Below are 16,428 nucleotides of genomic sequence, written 5' to 3'. Positions count from 1 at the left end.
CGGTGGGTCCTGGATCTGCTCAGCTCTGCCGTGCTGCCGACAGGGCGATTCCGTCGAGAATGTCATGTTCGGAGGCGATCGCCGAATCCACACGCCCATCGGTGAGCACACGGAGCTGGGCCAGGATGGTCCGCCAGATCAACGCACCGGCACCGATCACGTCCACCCGACCCGGGTGCATGAACCCCTTGGCCGTACGCTGCTCACGGGTCGCGGCCAGCAGGTCACCGGCGGCTCGGGTGATGCACGGCAGATCCAGCTCAGCACCGTGGATGGCGGCGCGGTCATAGCTCTGCAGCCCCAGAGCCTGGGCCGTCACCGTGGTGATCGTTCCGGCCACACCGACCACGGTCTGCACCTCGGCCAGCGGTACGCGGCCGCCGACCTCCTCAAGGAACTCCCGCACCTGGGCCTCAGCTGCGGCGATCTGCTCCTGATCAGGCGGATCACCGTGCAAGTACCGTTCGGTGAAGCGCACACAGCCCATATCGGTGGACACCGCACTGTGGACCCCGGCTGCCGTGCCGAGCACGAATTCCGTGGAACCGCCGCCGAGATCGACGACGAGCACCCGCTGATCCTGGTCCCATTCCAGCACCGACGCCGCACCGGCGAAGGACAGCGCCGCCTCCTCCTCACCGGAGATGACCTCCGGGGAGACACCGAGACGAGCGCGCACCCCCTGGATGAACTCGTCCCGATTGCGCGCGTCGCGGGTGGCAGAGGTGGCCACGAAACGCACCCGCTGCGCACCGTGCTCACGGATCAGTGCGGCATACTCATCGAGAGCCGCGAAGGTCCGCCCCAGTGCGGCCTCGGAGAGCTCACCGGTGGCATCGACCCCCTCCCCCAGGCGAACCACGCGCATCTGCCGTTCGACGTCGCTCAGCGAAGCCCCGTCATCGGCGACGTCAGCGATCAGCAGTCGGATGGAGTTGGTTCCACAGTCGATAGCCGCGGTCCTCATCACTGGCTCTCCCGTCCCGGCGTGTTCTCCTCTGCAGAGCCTGATTCTACGGCTGCTTCTACGGCTGCCCGCTCCTGCTCGCGCTGACGCAGCAGCCGCACATGCCGGCTCAGATCCTCCGAGGGCACCTCGGCCTGCGCATCCCAGGAGTCGGCGCAGACGCACCGCTCCGGGCTGAAATCAGCGGCGATACGCTCCAAGGCCTCGTCCCCCAGCGGCGTGACTCCCGGGCCCACGGCCAGGGCATGACCCACCAGCACGTGCAGACATTTCACCCGCTCCGGGTACCCGCCGGCGCTGATCCCCTCGATCTCCCAGACCGGGTCCAGCCCAGCCAGCCCACGGATGCGCTCCCGCTCCGCCAGATAGTTCTCATGGGCGGCACGGTGCCCGGCCGCCAGCTCGGCGTCATCGACCAACCGCTGACTCATCTCGGCCATCACCCCGTCGGCCTCCAACCGGGAGACCGCTTGGGTCGCGGCAGGGTGGGTGAGGTAGAACGTCGTCGGGAAGGGGATCCCGTTGCTCAGCCGCGGCGCCGTGGCCGCCACCAGCGGGTTGCCACAGGTGCAACGTGCGGGGATCTCCACCACATCCCGCACAGGACGCCCCAGCTGCAGGCTGAGCGTGGTGAGATCGTCATCAGTGGGGGCGGTGTCGGGCATGAGGGTCTCCGAGGTGTCGGGGCGGACGGCTGCGCGCCGGGGTGCAGGTATGCGAGTTCATTCCGCCGCTGAGCGCATGACGGAGTCCCACAGCGCATCAGCCCAGGGCAGGTCGGTGCGCACCTCACCGGGCTCCTGGTTCTCAGGGACGTCGGTGCCGGCGTCGTCGAGGTCACCGACGATCTGATACCGCCGCTCATCGGGCATGACCAGGTTGATCCGCTCTCGGGCCTGCTGACGCACGTACTCCGGGTCATCCCAGCGGGCGATATCTGACTCCAGATCCTCTTGGCGCTGCTGCTCCTGGGCGATCTCAGCTTCCAACTCCGCGACCTCACCGCGCTGCTGGAAGTAGGTCCGCGCGGTGGGAACCATGAAGGAGATCACCACCAGCGCGACCAGCGTCAGCACGATCATCCGCCCGGAGACGGTGCGCTCCGGCACCGCGGTGCGCGCACTGACGGTGCGGTGTCCGCCGGACTGACGCTCGCGGCTGCGCTGCTCGGCCTGACGGCGATCACGTGCCGCACTCAGACGTGCCGGCACCCGGATCTCACCGGAGACCTGATCCCGTTCGGCGAGCCGGCGCTGCTGGGCGGAATGATTCCGCGCGGCACGGCGCCGGTCACGGTGTTGGCCACGGTGCTGGTCCTCATCGGCCACAGGCCTGAGCCTCCTTGCCTCGTCACCCTGCTCAGGGGCGGTCATCCGTCGTCTCTGCTGGCACAGCGCCTCACCCGAGGCTGGCCCCACCTGAGGGGCCCGCAGCACCTGCTGCTCTGAGAGCCGCTCAGCACCCGCTGCGCAATGCTCTGTGATCTCCAGGATAAGTCGTGCAGAGAGCAGCAGGGCCCCGCGACACCTGGGGGCGGTGTCACAGGGCCCTGTGCGTCGGCCGTGCGTGAAGCGGCGTGTCAGCCGTGCATGACGCTGTGCTCGCGAGCCTCAGCGCCGCGGCGGCTCAGGCCGAGAAGCGCGGAAACGCGGCAGTGCCGGCATAGGCTGCGGCGTCGCCCAGCTCCTCCTCGATGCGCAGCAGCTGGTTGTACTTGGCCACGCGCTCGGAACGCGCCGGCGCACCGGTCTTGATCTGTCCGGCGTTGGTGGCCACGGCGATGTCGGCGATCGTCGTGTCCTCGGTCTCACCGGAGCGGTGAGAGATCATCGTGGTGTAACGGTTGCGCTGGGCCAGCGCGATCGCTTCGAAGGTCTCGGTCAGCGAACCGATCTGGTTGACCTTCACCAGCAGCGAGTTCGCGGTCTCAGAGCTGACACCGCGCTGCAGGCGGTCAGGATTGGTGACGAAGAGGTCATCGCCGACCAGCTGGACCGCATCGCCGATCTGCTCGGTCAGCGTCTTCCAGCCCTCCCAGTCGTCCTCGTCCAGCGGGTCCTCGATGGAGACCAGCGGGTAGGCGCTGACCAGTTCGGCATAATAGGCGCTCATCTGCTCAGCCGACTTCTGCTGGCCTTCGAAGGTGTAGGTCCCCTCGGAGAAGAACTCGCTGGCGGCGACGTCCAGGGCCAGCGCGACATCGGCGCCGGGGGTGTATCCGGCCCGGGTGATGGCCTCGGAGATCAGGTCGAGGGCCTCGCGGTTGGAGTCGAGATTCGGGGCGAAGCCGCCCTCGTCGCCGAGCCCGGTGGAGAGACCGCGCTCCTTCAGCAGGGCCTTGAGCGCGTGGTAGACCTCGACGCCGGCTCGCAGGGCCTCGGAGAAGGTGGGCAGCCCGATGGGCGCGATCATGAACTCCTGGATATCGACGTTGGAGTCAGCGTGGGAGCCGCCGTTGAGGATGTTCATCATCGGCACCGGCAGCAGGTGAGCGTTGGGACCGCCGAGGTACTTGTACAGGGGCAGGTCGGAGGTGTCCGCGGCGGCCTTGGCCACGGCCAGCGAGACACCAAGGATCGCATTGGCGCCCAGGCTGGACTTGTTCTCCGTGCCGTCGAGGTCCAGCAGGATCTGGTCGATGGCCCGCTGCTCCGTGGCGTCCTGGCCCTCCAGGGCAGGCGCGATGACGTCGTTGACGGCGGTGACTGCGGCACTGACGCCCTTGCCGAGGTAGCGGGCGGAATCGCCGTCGCGGCGCTCCACAGCCTCGAACGCGCCGGTGGAGGCTCCGGAGGGAACGGCGGCCTGGCCGAAGCTGCCGTCGTCGAGGAGGACGTCGACCTCCACTGTCGGGTTGCCGCGGGAGTCGAGGATCTCGCGGCCGAACACGCTGGCGATCAGAGACATGAGAACTCCTTCTCGGGGGGTGGGTGTGAGGAGGTACGGAGTCGCCGTTGACACTCCCCACTCTATAACCACGTTTGTCCGAACTGTCTGCGAGATCCGAACTCTATAAGGCACGGATTTCGCAGAGGATTCGGATAAACGTGGGTGGGTCAGGATTTCTCCTGCTGTTTGATCCGCGCCCAGGCGGCTTCGATCTCTTCACGGGTGGCCGGCTGCGGATCCAAGGTGCCGTCTTCGGCGTAGACATGAGGGTTGCGACGGATGAGCTTCGCGGTGATCGCCTCGGCCACGGCATCAAGATCGAAGGCACCGCGCTCAGCCGCCAGCTGCGCATGCAGCACCACCTGCAGCAGCACATCCCCCAGCTCCGTACGGAACCGATCCTCACGCACGGGATCGCCGACGGGACCGGCCTCGATCTCCTCGACAGTCTCCTGCGCCTCCTCGATCAGATACCGGGACAGCGCCTCATGGGTCAGATCCGCCGTCCACAGACAATGTTCCCGCAGCTCCGCGATGACCTGGACCAATCGCACCATATGCGGCAGCGACGGCTCTGCGGCAGGTACCGCACCTGCTTCCGGCTCTGCGCTCACTGCCAGGCTTCGAGAATCAGGGCCGAGAGTGCCTCGCGCTCCTCGTAGCCGAGGAAGGCGGCCTCGATCGCGTTGATCTGGAAGTCCGCCAGCTCACCGAGCTCGTAGTCGAAGGCCACGGCCAGGCGCGCCAGCTCGCCGGAGAGCGTCACCCCGGAGACCAGCCGGTTGTCCGTGTTCACCCCCACGCTGAAACCCAGCTGGTAGAGCATGTCAAAAGGATGGTCCTCCAACGCCACGGCCTCCCCCTCGGGCGCGAAACCGTCCACGGCGCCGGTCTGCAGATTGGAGGTGGGGCAGATCTCCACGTGGATCCGCCGGTCACGCACCCACCGCGCCACCTCACCGAGACTGACCTCGACGGCCTCCTCGCCGTCTTCAGTCTCAGCGGACTCAGCCGAGACGGTGATGTCCTCAGCCACTCGCACACCGTGGCCCAGGCGCTGGGCACGGCCCGCCACCAGGGCCTGCCGCACCGATTCCACGCCGTCGGCCTCTCCGGCGTGCACAGTGGCCGGGAGCATCTGCTCGGCCAAGCGGGTGAACGCCGCTTCGAACCGCGACGGCGGGAACCCGGCCTCGGGACCGGCGATGTCGAAGCCGACGACACCGGCGTCGCGGCGACTGATCGCCAACTCGACGATCTCCTCAGCACGGTCCGACTGGCGCATCGCCGAGAGCAGCTGACCCACCACGATCAGCCCGTCCTTCTCCGCCACAGTCCGCATGCCGTCCTCAAGACCGGCCTGCACGGCGTCGACCGCTTCTTCCAGGCTCAGCCCCTCTGCCTGGTGCTGCTCGGGCGCCCACCGGACTTCGGCGTAGACCACACCGTCGGCGGCGAGGTCCTCCACATACTCCCGGGCGATCCGGCGCAGCGCCTCAGCAGTCTGCATCACCGCCGTAGTGTGGGCGAAGCCCTCGAGATAGCGCTCCAGCGAGCCGGAAGTTGAGGCCTGCACGAACCACGCGGCGAGCGCATCCGGATCCTGGGCGGGCAGCTCGTGGCCGATGGACTCAGCCAGGGAGATCAGCGTCGACGGACGCAGGGAGCCGTCGAGATGATCGTGGAGGGAGACTTTCGGAAGCTGACGGACCGTCTCCTCCAGCCGGGCGATGCGGTCGAGTACAGCGGGCTCAGCGGCAGGGCTCTCAGTCATATCAGCGAGTCTATCGACTCTGCCCGTCCCTAGGCTCCCCCGGGGCGTCTGCCCCGTCATCCAACTCGTCATTCACCTCGTCATTCACCTCGTCATTCACCCCATCACCCATCTCCTCATCTGCACCGCGCCGGCGCAGCCGGATCGGACGCTCCACCGGGATCGCCGAGGTGTCCATATAGCCATCCGGGTCGATGGGCACCCCGCGGCGATCCAGCCAGCGGGTGACCGCGCGGAAGATCAGATCGAAGCACCACCCCACGGCGATGGCGAAGGAGACGGCGACGACCACCGCCACCAGGATCGAATCGAACAGGGTCGAACCGATGTACCCCACACACAGGCTGTACCCGGCCCAGACCTGTGAGGCCACAAGATCGATCACCAGGAATCGGCGCTGCGAATAGCGCGTCGCCCCGGCCACATAGTTGATCGAGACCCTGGCACCAGGAATGAACCGGCCGACGAAGATCACCAGCGCCCCGCGCTTGTCCAGCTCATGACGGGCCCAGGCCAGGGCACGCTGAGGGGTGGGGCGCCGCATCCACCGGAACCGCTGAGTCCCGATCGCCCGTCCGATCCGATACGCCGTGAAGTCCCCCACCAGCGCACCGAATCCGGCGGTGGGCACGACCCAGTACCACGCCGGGACACCGGGTTCGCCGAGCATCGTGCCCAAGCCGACGACGACGGTGTCCGAAGGGAAGATGGGCACCACACCGTCGAAGCAGGCGATGGCGAACAGCCCCAGCATCGTCCACCACCCGCTGGCGGCGTCGAGCAGGGTGTCCTGGATCAGGTCAAGCCACTCTGCGAGCACGGAGGAACCGAACGGCTCAGAGCTCGTCGGCGGTGATCCGCCCGAGGATCAGGCTCTCAGCCGCGGCGCTCGCCTCATCGTCTGCCACATCCACGGCACCTTCCAGCGCGGCCTGGGCACGCTCGATACGGTGCTCCTCATCGGTGAGCAGCGTGAACAGCGGCTGACCAGCGGTGACCGTGTCTCCAGGCTTGGCGTGCATCCGCACCCCCGCCCCGGCCTGCACCGCGTCCTCCTTGCGAGCGCGTCCGGCGCCCAGCCGCCACGCGGCCAGCCCGACGGCCATGGCGTCCATCCGGGACAGCGTGCCGGAACGCTCGGCGGTGACGGTGTGCTCATGCGCCGCACGCGGCAGTTCGGCGTCCGGATCACCGCCCTGAGCAGCGATCATCCGCCGCCAGGTGTCCATCGCCCGGCCGTCACGCAGCGCCTCGGCCGGGTCCGCCCCTGAGACTCCGGCGGCGGTGAGCATCTCCTGGGCCAGGGCCACCGTCAACTCGACGACGTCGGCGGGGCCGCCACCGGCCAGCACCTCCACCGACTCCTCGACCTCCACCGCATTACCGGCGGTCAGCCCCAGCGGGGCCTCCATCGAGGTCAGCAGGGCCGTGGTTGCCACACCGGCGTCCGTACCCAGGGCCACCATGGTCCTGGCCAGCTCCTCGGCATCCTCACGGGTCTTCATGAAGGCGCCCGAGCCGACCTTGACGTCGAGGACCAGCGCGTCGGTGCCCTCGGCCATCTTCTTCGACATGATCGATGAGGCGATCAGCGGGATGGCCTCCACCGTGCCGGTGACATCCCGCAGGGCGTAGAGCTTCTTATCAGCCGGAGCCAGTCCGGCGCCGGCAGCGCAGATCACCGCGCCGACCTCATCGAGCTGGCGCAGCATCTCCTCATTGCTCAGCGAGGCACGCCAGCCGGGGATCGCCTCGAGCTTGTCCAGGGTGCCGCCGGTGTGACCGAGTCCCCGCCCGGAGAGCTGGGGCACCGGAACCCCGAAGCTGGCCACCAATGGCGCCAGGGGCAGGGTGATCTTGTCCCCGACCCCTCCGGTGGAGTGCTTATCGGCAGTGCGCCGACGGCGGCCATCAGCATCCTTCAGCGAGGAGAAGTCCATGCGCTCGCCGGATTCGATCATCGCGCGGGTCCACCGGGAGATCTCGGCACGTTCCATCCCGCGCAGCAGGATCGCCATCGCCAGTGAGGACATCTGTTCCTCGGCGATGCGGCCGTGGGTGTAGGCGTCGATGAGCCAGGCGATCTCCTCATCGGCCAACCGGCCGCCGTCGCGCTTGGTGCGGATCAGGTCGACGACGTCGAAGGTCTGCGTGCCGGGGGTGCTGTCCTGCGTCATAGGGTCCTCACTGGTCGGGTCCTGACAAGTTCGTTGCTCCGCTTTCGTTGCTCGGCTTCGTTGCTCCGCTTCGCGGCTCGGCTTCACGGCTCCGGGAGTGTCGGCTCCAGCGTTCGGGGCGTCACCGGGCGGTGGTCTCGCGGTGGTCTCAGTGCTGCTGCGAATCGACGTTCAGGCCCTGATGCAGGTCATCGTCCTTGCCCTGGTCCTTGCCCTGGTCCAGGTCCTTCGGACCGAAGGCCTGCGGGAGCAGCTCATCCATGGTCACCACACCGCGGGCGGTCCGCACGTACATGGTCTCGGCCGCGAATTCGTAGAGCAGCTGGCGGCATCGTCCGCACGGGGTGATCAGCTCCCCGGAGCCGTTGACGCAGACGAAGGCGGCGATCCGACCACCGCCGGACATCTGCAGCTGGCCGACCAGCGTGCATTCTGCACACAGTCCGACCCCGTAGGAGGCGTTCTCCACATTGCATCCGCTGACCATGGTGCCGGTGTCCAGCTTCGCGGCCGCGCCCACCGGATAGCCAGAATACGGCGCATACGCCTTGGTCATGGCGATGCGCGCCTGGGTGATCAGCGCATCCCAGTCGATGCGCCCGGCGTCGGCGGCCACGCGCAGGCTGCCGGTCATCTCGAAGTCATCATCGGTGGTGGGCCTACGGCCCCCGGCAGGGCTCACCCCGGCCTCACGGTGCTCATTCGCGCTCATGGCCCCATCCTACGTCTGCGCTGTCCTGCGTCTATGCCGTGAGACTCGCTGCCGTTCACCTCTGTGCCGCTGCCTGCTGGACCGGCCAGGCGAACACCGCGGACGGCAGCGCCCTCAGCAGCCCTGCCAGGGTCAGCTCTGACCCAGCAGGGTCAGCGCCGTGCCCAGCATGACCCGCACGCCCACGCCGATCGCCCGCTCATCGGGGATGTAGTCCCCGCGGTGCAGATCGTAGTCCTCACCGCCCGGAGCGCGGGTCCCCAGCCGGAACATCGCCCCGGGGCGCTCATGGGTCATCCACGCGAAATCCTCGCCGCCCATGGACTGCGGGGCCAGCAGCACCGCACCGTCCCCGAGGACCTTCCGTGCCGCAGACTCCACCACACTGATCTCGGCTTCGGCATTGTTCACCGGCGGGACACCGCGGACATGTTCGACGTCGACGTCGACGCCGAACGGCGCCGCGCATTGGGTGATGATCTCATCGAGCACATCCCCGGCGCGCCACCAGTCCTCAGCGTCGAGGATCCGCATGGTGCCGGTCAGCGTCCCGGAGGAGGGGATCGCGTTATGCGCGCTGCCGGCATGGATCTGCCCCCAGACCAACGAGACCGCCGAACGGACATCGATCCGCCGGGCGAGCACGTTCGGCGCAGTGGCGGCGATATGCGCCAAGGCGCCGACCACGTCCTCGGTCAGGTGCGGGCGGGAGGTGTGCCCGCCGCGGCCGGAGACCTCGATGCGGACCACATCGGCGGCGGAGGTGATCGCACCGATGCGCGTGCCGATCGACCCGACATCGATGCGCGGCTCACAGTGCAGCGCGAAGACCCGCGGCAGGGGCTCAACCACTTTCTGGGAGATGACCTCCAGGGCGCCGCCGGGCATCGTCTCCTCCGCCGGCTGGAAGATCACGCGCACCGTGCCGCCGAGACCGCCCTCGGTCTCAGCGTGCAGCCGGTGCAGGGACAGCGCCAGTCCGAGCATCACTGTGGTGTGGATGTCATGCCCGCAGGAGTGGGCGACGCCGTCGTTGACGGAGGCGTACTCCAGGCCGGTGAACTCCGTGATGGGCAGGGCATCGATGTCCCCGCGGAATCCGGCCACATGGGGTCCGGCGCCGACATCGACGTAGAGACCGGTGGTGGTGGGCAGCAGCTGCGGCTCCAGCCCGGCCTGCCGCAGCCACCGGGCGATCCGCTGTGTGGTCTGCAGCTCCTTCCAGGACAGCTCCGGGTGGGCATGCAGCTCACGCCGCATGGTCAGCAGCTGCTGCTCCAGCTCGGTCACCACCGCTGAGGGGTCAGAGGACATCAGAGTCTCCCTTCTCACGCAGAGCCTCCACGGCCTGCTTCACCGCCTGGGCGTGGTCAGTGGTGGTCACCAGCAGGGCGTCATCGGTATCGACCACGACGATGTCCTGCACCCCGATCAGCGCCACGACCCGGCGGGTGTCGCAGACGACCACCCCGGAGGACTGATCCGAATACACCCGAGCCTGATCCCCGAGCACGGTCATCTCGTCCTCGTGTTCGGCCGGGTTCAGCCGGGCGATCGCGGCGAAGTCTCCGACGTCGTCCCAGGTGAAGTCCCCGGGCACGACGGCGACGTCTCCGGCGTCGGCGGCCGGTTCTGCGACGGCATAGTCGATGGCGGTCTTCTTCAGCGACGGCCAGAGACGGGCCATGACCTCCTCGGCAGTGCGGTCTTCGGCCTCCCAGGCCTCGGCGATCTCGGTGAGCCCGGCGTGCAGCTCCGGCTCGGCCCGGCGCAGATGCTCAAGGATCAGGGACACCGGGGCGACGAACATCCCCGCGTTCCAGAGGTACTCGCCGGAGTCGACGTACTGCTGGGCCGTCTCCTCCCCCGGCTTCTCCACGAAACGCTCCACCTGGCGGGCACTCGGGGCGCCGTCGATCTCGAGCTTCGCGCCCCGCCGGATGTACCCGAATCCGGTGGAGGGGTAGGTCGGGGTGATCCCGATGGTGACGATCTTGCCGGTCGCGGCGGTGGCCGCGGCCTCCCGCACCGCCTCCTGGAAGGCGCCGACCGGTGCGATGACCTGATCGGCGGCGAAGGAACCCATGATGATCTGCGGGTCCCGGCGCGCGAGGATGGCCGCGGCGAGACCGATGGCTGCGGCCGAGTCCTTCGGAGAGGGCTCCAGGACGAGGTCGTGGTCATCAAGCTCGGGGATCTGGCGCAGCACGGCATCGCGGTGGACCTCACCGGTGACGACCATGACGCGCTCACCGGTCAGCGGAGCCATCCGCTCATAGGTGCCGCGGATCAGTGTGGTCCCCGAACCGGTGAGGTCGTGGAGGAACTTCGGCGCGTTGGCCCGCGAGAGCGGCCAGAGACGGGTTCCCACCCCTCCGGCGGGGATCACCGTATAGAAGCGGTCGAAGGGATCGGCGGGCGCCGCGGAGGCGTCTGCAGCACGCGGCTCGGCTGCCTCGTCTCGGAAAGTCACCTCTACAGGGTAGACGCCCCGAGGGCACCCTGCCCGGTGTGAGCGCGTAGGAGACAGCTGCCGCGGCGTCGGAACACCGCCGTTGGAAGGCAGGTGCCGCGGCGCAATATTGTCGTGATATTGCTGCCGCACACCAGCTGGTGCCGGAACAGGGCTGCTCGGTGTCGTACCCTTGTATCCGAGATCGCATTCGCACCGGCCTCGTACGGATCCGCACCGCCGTGCGATCACCGCGCCCAAGGGAGGGCCGGTGGGCGGCGAGCCGTATGACGCTGCAGGGAGGTAAGGAACTCGTGACGCAAACCAAGACAGGCGGGACCCTCTACCGGGGTCGCGAAGGCATGTGGTCGTGGGTCGTCCACCGGATCAGCGGAGTGGGAATCTTCTTCTTCCTGCTGGTCCACGTGCTCGACACCTCGCTCGTGCGGGTCTCCCCGGAGGCCTACGACGCCGTCATCGGCGCCTATAAGAACCCCATCATGATCGTCGGCGAGATCGGCCTGGTCGGCGGCATCGTCTTCCACGCCTTCAACGGCCTGCGCATCATCCTCGTCGACTTCTGGAAGCAGGGCACCCGGTACCACCGGCAGCTGCTCTGGGGCGTCATCGGCCTGTGGGTGATCACGATGGCCGCCTTCACCATCCGCCACCTGATGCTGTTCATCCAGGGAGCCTGATCATGACGACCACGAACTCCGAAGCAGTCCTGTCCGCGCAGGGCATCGAGGCCCCCCGTTCGGCCCGCATCGACCCCAAATACCTCCGCAGCAAGTCCGGTTCAGGCAGCTTTGAGATGGTTGCCTGGCTGTTCATGCGCGTCTCCGGCCTCGCACTGGTCGTGCTGATCTTCGTCCACCTGTGGGTGAACCTCATGGTCGGTGACGGCATCCACCAGGTCGACTTCGGCTTCGTCGCCGGGAAGTGGGCCAACCCGGTCTGGCAGTTCTGGGACCTGGTCATGCTGTGGCTGGCCATGCTGCACGGCACCAACGGGATGCGCACGATCATCGACGACTATGCCGAGAAGGACCGCACCCGTGTGGCGCTGAAGGGCATCCTGTTCATCGCCTCGGCGGTGATCATCACCCTGGGCACCCTGGTGATCTTCACCTTCGAGCCCTGCCTGACCAATGAGGCAGGCCAGCTGCTCGACGGCGCACCGGCCTTCTGCGAGAACATCTGAGTCGGCGCGGACCGGCGGTGAGCCGGACCCGCGCCGACAGGCATGAGGAAGCCCCGGAGCACCCGCACCCGCATCCGGCGGTCCAGCCTCGACGAGCACCCATCTTCAGACACCCGAGAAGAGAGAGCCTGAACTGATGCAGGTACATAAGTACGACGTCGTCATCGTCGGCGCGGGCGGCGCCGGGATGCGCGCCGCCATCGAATCCGGTCAGCGTGCGCACACCGCCGTGCTGACCAAGCTGTATCCCACCCGATCCCACACCGGCGCCGCGCAGGGCGGCATGTGCGCCGCGCTGGCCAATGTGGAGGAGGACAACTGGGAGTGGCACACCTTTGACACCGTCAAGGGCGGCGACTACCTGGTCGATCAGGACGCCGCGGAGGTGATGGCCAAGGAGGCCATCGACGCGGTCCTGGATCTGGAGAAGATGGGGCTGCCGTTCAACCGCACCCCTGAGGGCAAGATCGACCAGCGCCGCTTCGGCGGCCACACCCGCGATCACGGCAAGGCCGCCGTGCGCCGGGCCTGCTACGCCGCGGACCGCACCGGTCACATGATCCTGCAGACCCTCTACCAGAACTGCGTGAAGCACAACGTCGAGTTCTACAACGAGTACTACGTGCTCGACCTGCTCACCGTCGAAGAGGAGGCCACCCGCGAGGACGGCTCCACCTACCTGCAGAAGCGGGTGGCCGGCGTGGTCTCCTACGACCTCGCCAACGGTGAGATCCACGTCTTCCAGGCCAAGTCGGTGGTCTTCGCCTCCGGCGGGCTGGGCAAGATCTTCAAGACCACCTCCAACGCGCACACCCTGACCGGCGACGGCATGGCCATCGCCTACCGGGCCGGCATCCCGCTGGAGGACATGGAGTTCGTGCAGTTCCACCCCACCGGGCTGGCCGGACTGGGGATCCTGCTCTCCGAGGCGGCCCGCGGTGAGGGCGGCATCCTGCGTAACTCGGAGGGTGAGCGGTTCATGGAACGCTACGCCCCCACCATCAAGGACCTAGCACCGCGTGACATCGTCGCCCGGTCCATGGCCGAAGAGGTCCGTCAGGGCCGCGGCGCGGGGCCGAACAAGGACTACGTGCTGCTGGATCTGACCCACCTGGAGCCGGAGCACATCGACGCGAAGCTGCCGGACATCACTGAGTTCGCCCGCACCTACCTGGGCGTGGAGCCCTATACCGAGCCGGTGCCGGTGTTCCCGACCTGCCACTATGCCATGGGCGGTATCCCCACCACTGTGGACGCTGAGGTGCTGCAGGACAACGACACCATCGTCCCCGGCCTCTACGCCGCCGGTGAGGTCGCCTGCGTCTCGGTGCACGGGTCGAACCGTCTGGGCACCAACTCGCTGCTGGACATCAACGTCTTCGGCAAGCGCGCCGGCATCGCCGCCGCTGAGTACGCCTCCGGCGCGGAGTTCGTGGAGCTGCCGGAGACTCCGGAGTCCCGGACAGTGGAGATGCTCGACGTCGTGCGCAGCGGTTCCGGTGGTGAGCGCGTGGCGGCGATCCGTACGGAGCTGCAGGAGACCATGGACGCGAACATGCAGGTGTTCCGCTCCGAGGAGACCATCCGTGAAGCGCTCGACGTCATCGCCCGGCTGCGTGAGCGCTACCAGAACGTGCAGATCCAGGACAAGGGACGCCGTTTCAACCTCGACCTGCTCGAGGCTGTGGAGCTGGGCTTCCTGCTGGACATGGCCGAGGTCATGACCGTCTCCGCACTGCATCGGCAGGAGTCCCGTGGTGGGCACTACCGCGAGGACTTCCCGGACCGCGATGACGAGCGGTTCATGCTGCACTCGATGCTCTATAAGGACCCTGAGGCCGAGATGGAGGGCATCCGGGGCATCCGTTTCGACACTAAGCCGGTCGTCTTCACCCGTTACGAGCCGATGGAGCGTAAGTACTGATGAGCACCACACCAGACGTCGCAGAGCCCGCCTCCAAGGTCGACCTCCAGCAGAGCGAAGGCGGCGGCGAGGTTCCCAGCTTCGACATCACCCTGAAGGTCCGCCGCTACGACCCGGAGTTCTCTGAGGAGGCCCGCTGGGACGAGTGGACGATCACCATGTACGGCACCGACCGTGTGCTCGACGCCCTGCACAAGGTGAAATGGGAGATCGACGGTTCACTGACCTTCCGCCGCTCCTGCGCGCACGGAATCTGCGGCTCCGACGCGATGCGCATCAACGGGCGCAACCGTCTGGCCTGCAAGACCCTGCTGAAGGATCTGGACACCTCCAAGCCGATCACTGTGGAGCCGATCAAGGGCCTGCCGATCGAGAAGGATCTGATCGTGGACATGGAGCCCTTCTTCCAGTCCTACCGCGAGATCATGCCCTTCCTGATCAACAGCTCCCCGGCGCCGGCGGCCGAACGGCTGCAGTCTCCCGAGGATCGGCAGCGCTTCGATGACACCACCAAGTGCATCCTGTGCGCAGCCTGCACCTCCTCCTGCCCGGTGTTCTGGACCGACGGCCAGTACTTCGGTCCGGCCGCCATCGTCAATGCGCACCGGTTCATCTTCGATTCGCGTGACGATGCCGGGGATCTGCGCCTGGAGGTCCTCAATGACAAGGAAGGTGTGTGGCGCTGCCGTACCACCTTCAACTGCACTGATGCCTGCCCGCGCGGCATCGAGGTCACCAAGGCGATCGCCGAAGTGAAGCAGGCGATCCTCACCCGCGCCATGTGATCGACGGCGCGCTGCCAGCACCACCGTCAGAGGGCGGGCGAGGTACCGGATACCGGTCCTCGCCCGCCCCCGGTGCGTCTGCAGGGTGGATTCTCGTGCGAAGACGCCGTGCCTCATAGCCTCGTGCCAGATCTCGGTTGCAGAGAATGATGATCCGCGTAGAGAGCTATGACCCGTGTGCATGGGGCTCAGCAGGCGGGTAGATTCACGGGCCGGTGCTCCGCGGGACGCCTTTGGCCAGGAGGATCTTCTCCAGCAGATGCGGCCGCTGCAGCTCCTCCCATCCCCAGCGAGCCACCAAACGACCGGTGCGCTCCACCGCCTCCTGGCGCCGTTTCTCCTTCCACAGCACAGTCGCCGCGTCGTCGCCACTGATGCGCACGGAATCGAGATACTTGGCCTTGCCGTCGAACTCTCCGATGATGCGCCCACCTCTCCAGCCGAAGTCACCGTAGCGCCGGCCTGCATCGGTATCTATGACGACCTGCAGCTCGGGGTCTTCAAAACCGAGCTGCCGGATGACGGCTCGGGACATCGACTCCCCCGGCGATTCCGCGCGGGCGTCAGCGAAGTCGAGAATCCGACGGAACCGGGCCGCTGCTCGCTGCGAGGACGCCCACGGCATCCAGTCGAGAAGCTGGTCCACGCTCTGCGCCGGACCGCCGCCATACCGCCCGGCAAGGACGGCATCAGCGGCGACCATCGTCTCGGCGAAGGGCAGGCGCGGCAGGGTATCGGCGAGCGCCAGACCAAGCGACTCCACGTGATATCCCACAGCCGGTCCGTGCACGCCGGGCAGGGCCTCAGCACCCACCCTCTGGTGCTGGGAGATCCTTCCGGCTCCGGTCCAGCTCTGCTCGGCCACTCCTCCGGGCAACACGCCTAAATGACGGCGGAGTGGAATGGGAGACAGGTCCTTCTCCCGCAGCCTGCGGCCCAACCGCTGAGACCATTGAGTCATGAGCAGCTGCTGCTGACGCCGGTTCACCATCCCCAGCAGCGGCGGTGTGCTGCGGATGCCGACGTCGCCGCGGTGAGACGTCCGCTGGGTGACGGCCTCGGGCGTGGAAGCCAACGGAACCCCGTGCAGCAGCAGGGCGGTCTCTCGGCAGAAGACACGTGCAGGATCCCGCCACGCCGCCGCGGCGACCGCGAACTCGTACCGTTGCCACGGGGCCGCCGTGAGCCACCTCTCCAGCGGGGCATAGATTCCGCGGCGCAGACGAACCGCCTGCCCGGCCGCCGTCTGCGCGCTGAGCCGTGTCCCGGTGTGGCCGCCGTCGGGGTCTGCTTCGGCGATGAGCAATGAGAGGCGGGGCTCGGTGCGACGCGGTGGCGGTGGGGCATCCATGCCGTCCAGGATGGACGAATCCTGGGCACCGCTGTAAGCGGTGAGCCGCAGCCTGTGGAGAACTCGGAATCTGTGCACATACGGCATAGTCTCCTACGCGGATCATAGCCCTGTGCGCGCCCGATTCGGCAGAGAACTATGACTCGCGGAGAGAGGTCGGCACGACGGCGAGAGGCGCCGCGCAACGAGGGAG

At 67.5% G+C, this 16,428-nt stretch carries 16 protein-coding genes; 4 read left to right on the top strand and 12 right to left on the bottom strand.

Annotated elements, in window-relative coordinates; genetic code table 11:
- Positions 1–19 precede the first annotated feature (19 nt).
- The 11 genes from RIL96_RS04510 to RIL96_RS04460 all read right to left on the bottom strand — a co-directional run bounded on the left by RIL96_RS04510 (position 20) and on the right by RIL96_RS04460 (position 10,908).
- The gene (locus tag RIL96_RS04510; protein ID WP_374761848.1) at positions 20–967 is read right to left on the bottom strand and encodes a Ppx/GppA phosphatase family protein; all 948 of its coding nucleotides are present in this window, start codon (positions 965–967) and stop codon (positions 20–22) included.
- Entirely contained in the window at positions 967–1,632 is a 666-nt protein-coding gene (locus RIL96_RS04505; protein ID WP_310547812.1) for a DUF501 domain-containing protein, read from the bottom strand. Before RIL96_RS04505 ends, RIL96_RS04510 begins: the two co-directional genes overlap by 1 nt.
- Before the next feature lie 57 nt (positions 1,633–1,689).
- Positions 1,690–2,340: an FtsB family cell division protein gene (locus RIL96_RS04500; protein ID WP_310547811.1), complete on the bottom strand. Its 651-nt coding sequence runs from the start codon at positions 2,338–2,340 to the stop codon at positions 1,690–1,692.
- A 253-nt stretch (positions 2,341–2,593) separates the two neighbouring features.
- A complete protein-coding gene (gene eno / locus RIL96_RS04495) occupies positions 2,594–3,874 on the bottom strand; it encodes a phosphopyruvate hydratase (RefSeq protein WP_310547810.1) in 1,281 nt (426 codons plus the stop codon).
- Positions 3,875–4,023: 149 nt separating this feature from the next.
- Complete coding sequence (locus RIL96_RS04490; protein ID WP_310547809.1) at positions 4,024–4,470, bottom strand: MazG nucleotide pyrophosphohydrolase domain-containing protein; 447 nt, start codon at positions 4,468–4,470, stop codon at positions 4,024–4,026.
- Positions 4,467–5,630: an adenosine deaminase gene (locus tag RIL96_RS04485; RefSeq protein WP_310547808.1), complete on the bottom strand. Its 1,164-nt coding sequence runs from the start codon at positions 5,628–5,630 to the stop codon at positions 4,467–4,469. Before RIL96_RS04485 ends, RIL96_RS04490 begins: the two co-directional genes overlap by 4 nt.
- A 10-nt stretch (positions 5,631–5,640) precedes the next feature.
- Entirely contained in the window at positions 5,641–6,450 is an 810-nt protein-coding gene (locus RIL96_RS04480) for a DedA family protein (protein ID WP_310547807.1), read from the bottom strand.
- A 16-nt stretch (positions 6,451–6,466) separates the two neighbouring features.
- Entirely contained in the window at positions 6,467–7,807 is a 1,341-nt protein-coding gene (locus RIL96_RS04475; protein ID WP_310547806.1) for a thymidine phosphorylase, read from the bottom strand.
- A gap of 148 nt (positions 7,808–7,955) precedes the next feature.
- A complete protein-coding gene (locus RIL96_RS04470; RefSeq protein WP_310547918.1) occupies positions 7,956–8,441 on the bottom strand; it encodes a cytidine deaminase in 486 nt (161 codons plus the stop codon).
- A gap of 210 nt (positions 8,442–8,651) precedes the next feature.
- A complete protein-coding gene (locus RIL96_RS04465) occupies positions 8,652–9,833 on the bottom strand; it encodes an amidohydrolase (RefSeq protein WP_310547805.1) in 1,182 nt (393 codons plus the stop codon).
- Positions 9,823–10,908 (bottom strand): mannose-1-phosphate guanylyltransferase, encoded by a 1,086-nt coding sequence (locus RIL96_RS04460; RefSeq protein ID WP_310547917.1) that lies wholly within the window; start codon positions 10,906–10,908, stop codon positions 9,823–9,825. Before RIL96_RS04460 ends, RIL96_RS04465 begins: the two co-directional genes overlap by 11 nt.
- Before the next feature lie 350 nt (positions 10,909–11,258).
- On the opposite strand from RIL96_RS04460, the gene sdhC reads away from it, so the two are divergent.
- From sdhC to RIL96_RS04440, 4 genes are all read left to right on the top strand, one after another.
- Positions 11,259–11,669, top strand: coding sequence for a succinate dehydrogenase, cytochrome b556 subunit (gene sdhC / locus RIL96_RS04455; protein ID WP_374761847.1), 411 nt, complete (start codon positions 11,259–11,261; stop codon positions 11,667–11,669).
- 2 nt (positions 11,670–11,671) lie between these two features.
- Complete coding sequence (locus RIL96_RS04450; protein WP_310547803.1) at positions 11,672–12,175, top strand: succinate dehydrogenase hydrophobic membrane anchor subunit; 504 nt, start codon at positions 11,672–11,674, stop codon at positions 12,173–12,175.
- 136 nt (positions 12,176–12,311) lie between these two features.
- Positions 12,312–14,099 carry a succinate dehydrogenase flavoprotein subunit gene (gene sdhA / locus RIL96_RS04445; protein WP_310547802.1) on the top strand — a complete coding sequence of 596 codons (1,788 nt, stop codon included), beginning with the start codon at positions 12,312–12,314 and terminating at the stop codon, positions 14,097–14,099.
- Positions 14,099–14,884 carry a succinate dehydrogenase iron-sulfur subunit gene (locus RIL96_RS04440; protein WP_310547801.1) on the top strand — a complete coding sequence of 262 codons (786 nt, stop codon included), beginning with the start codon at positions 14,099–14,101 and terminating at the stop codon, positions 14,882–14,884. Before sdhA ends, RIL96_RS04440 begins: the two co-directional genes overlap by 1 nt.
- A gap of 205 nt (positions 14,885–15,089) precedes the next feature.
- Here RIL96_RS04440 and RIL96_RS04435 read toward each other — a convergent pair whose 3' ends face one another.
- Positions 15,090–16,235, bottom strand: a complete 1,146-nt coding sequence (locus RIL96_RS04435) for a hypothetical protein (RefSeq protein WP_310547800.1) — start codon at positions 16,233–16,235, stop codon at positions 15,090–15,092.
- Between the last annotated feature and the right edge of the window lie 193 nt (positions 16,236–16,428).

This window comes from Nesterenkonia aerolata (assembly GCF_031470965.1).
In the GTDB taxonomy this organism is placed as follows: Bacteria; Actinomycetota; Actinomycetes; order Actinomycetales; family Micrococcaceae; genus Nesterenkonia; species Nesterenkonia aerolata.
The sequence above is the reverse complement of the archived record's forward strand: the minus strand, read 5'-3'. Positions and strand labels throughout refer to the sequence as shown.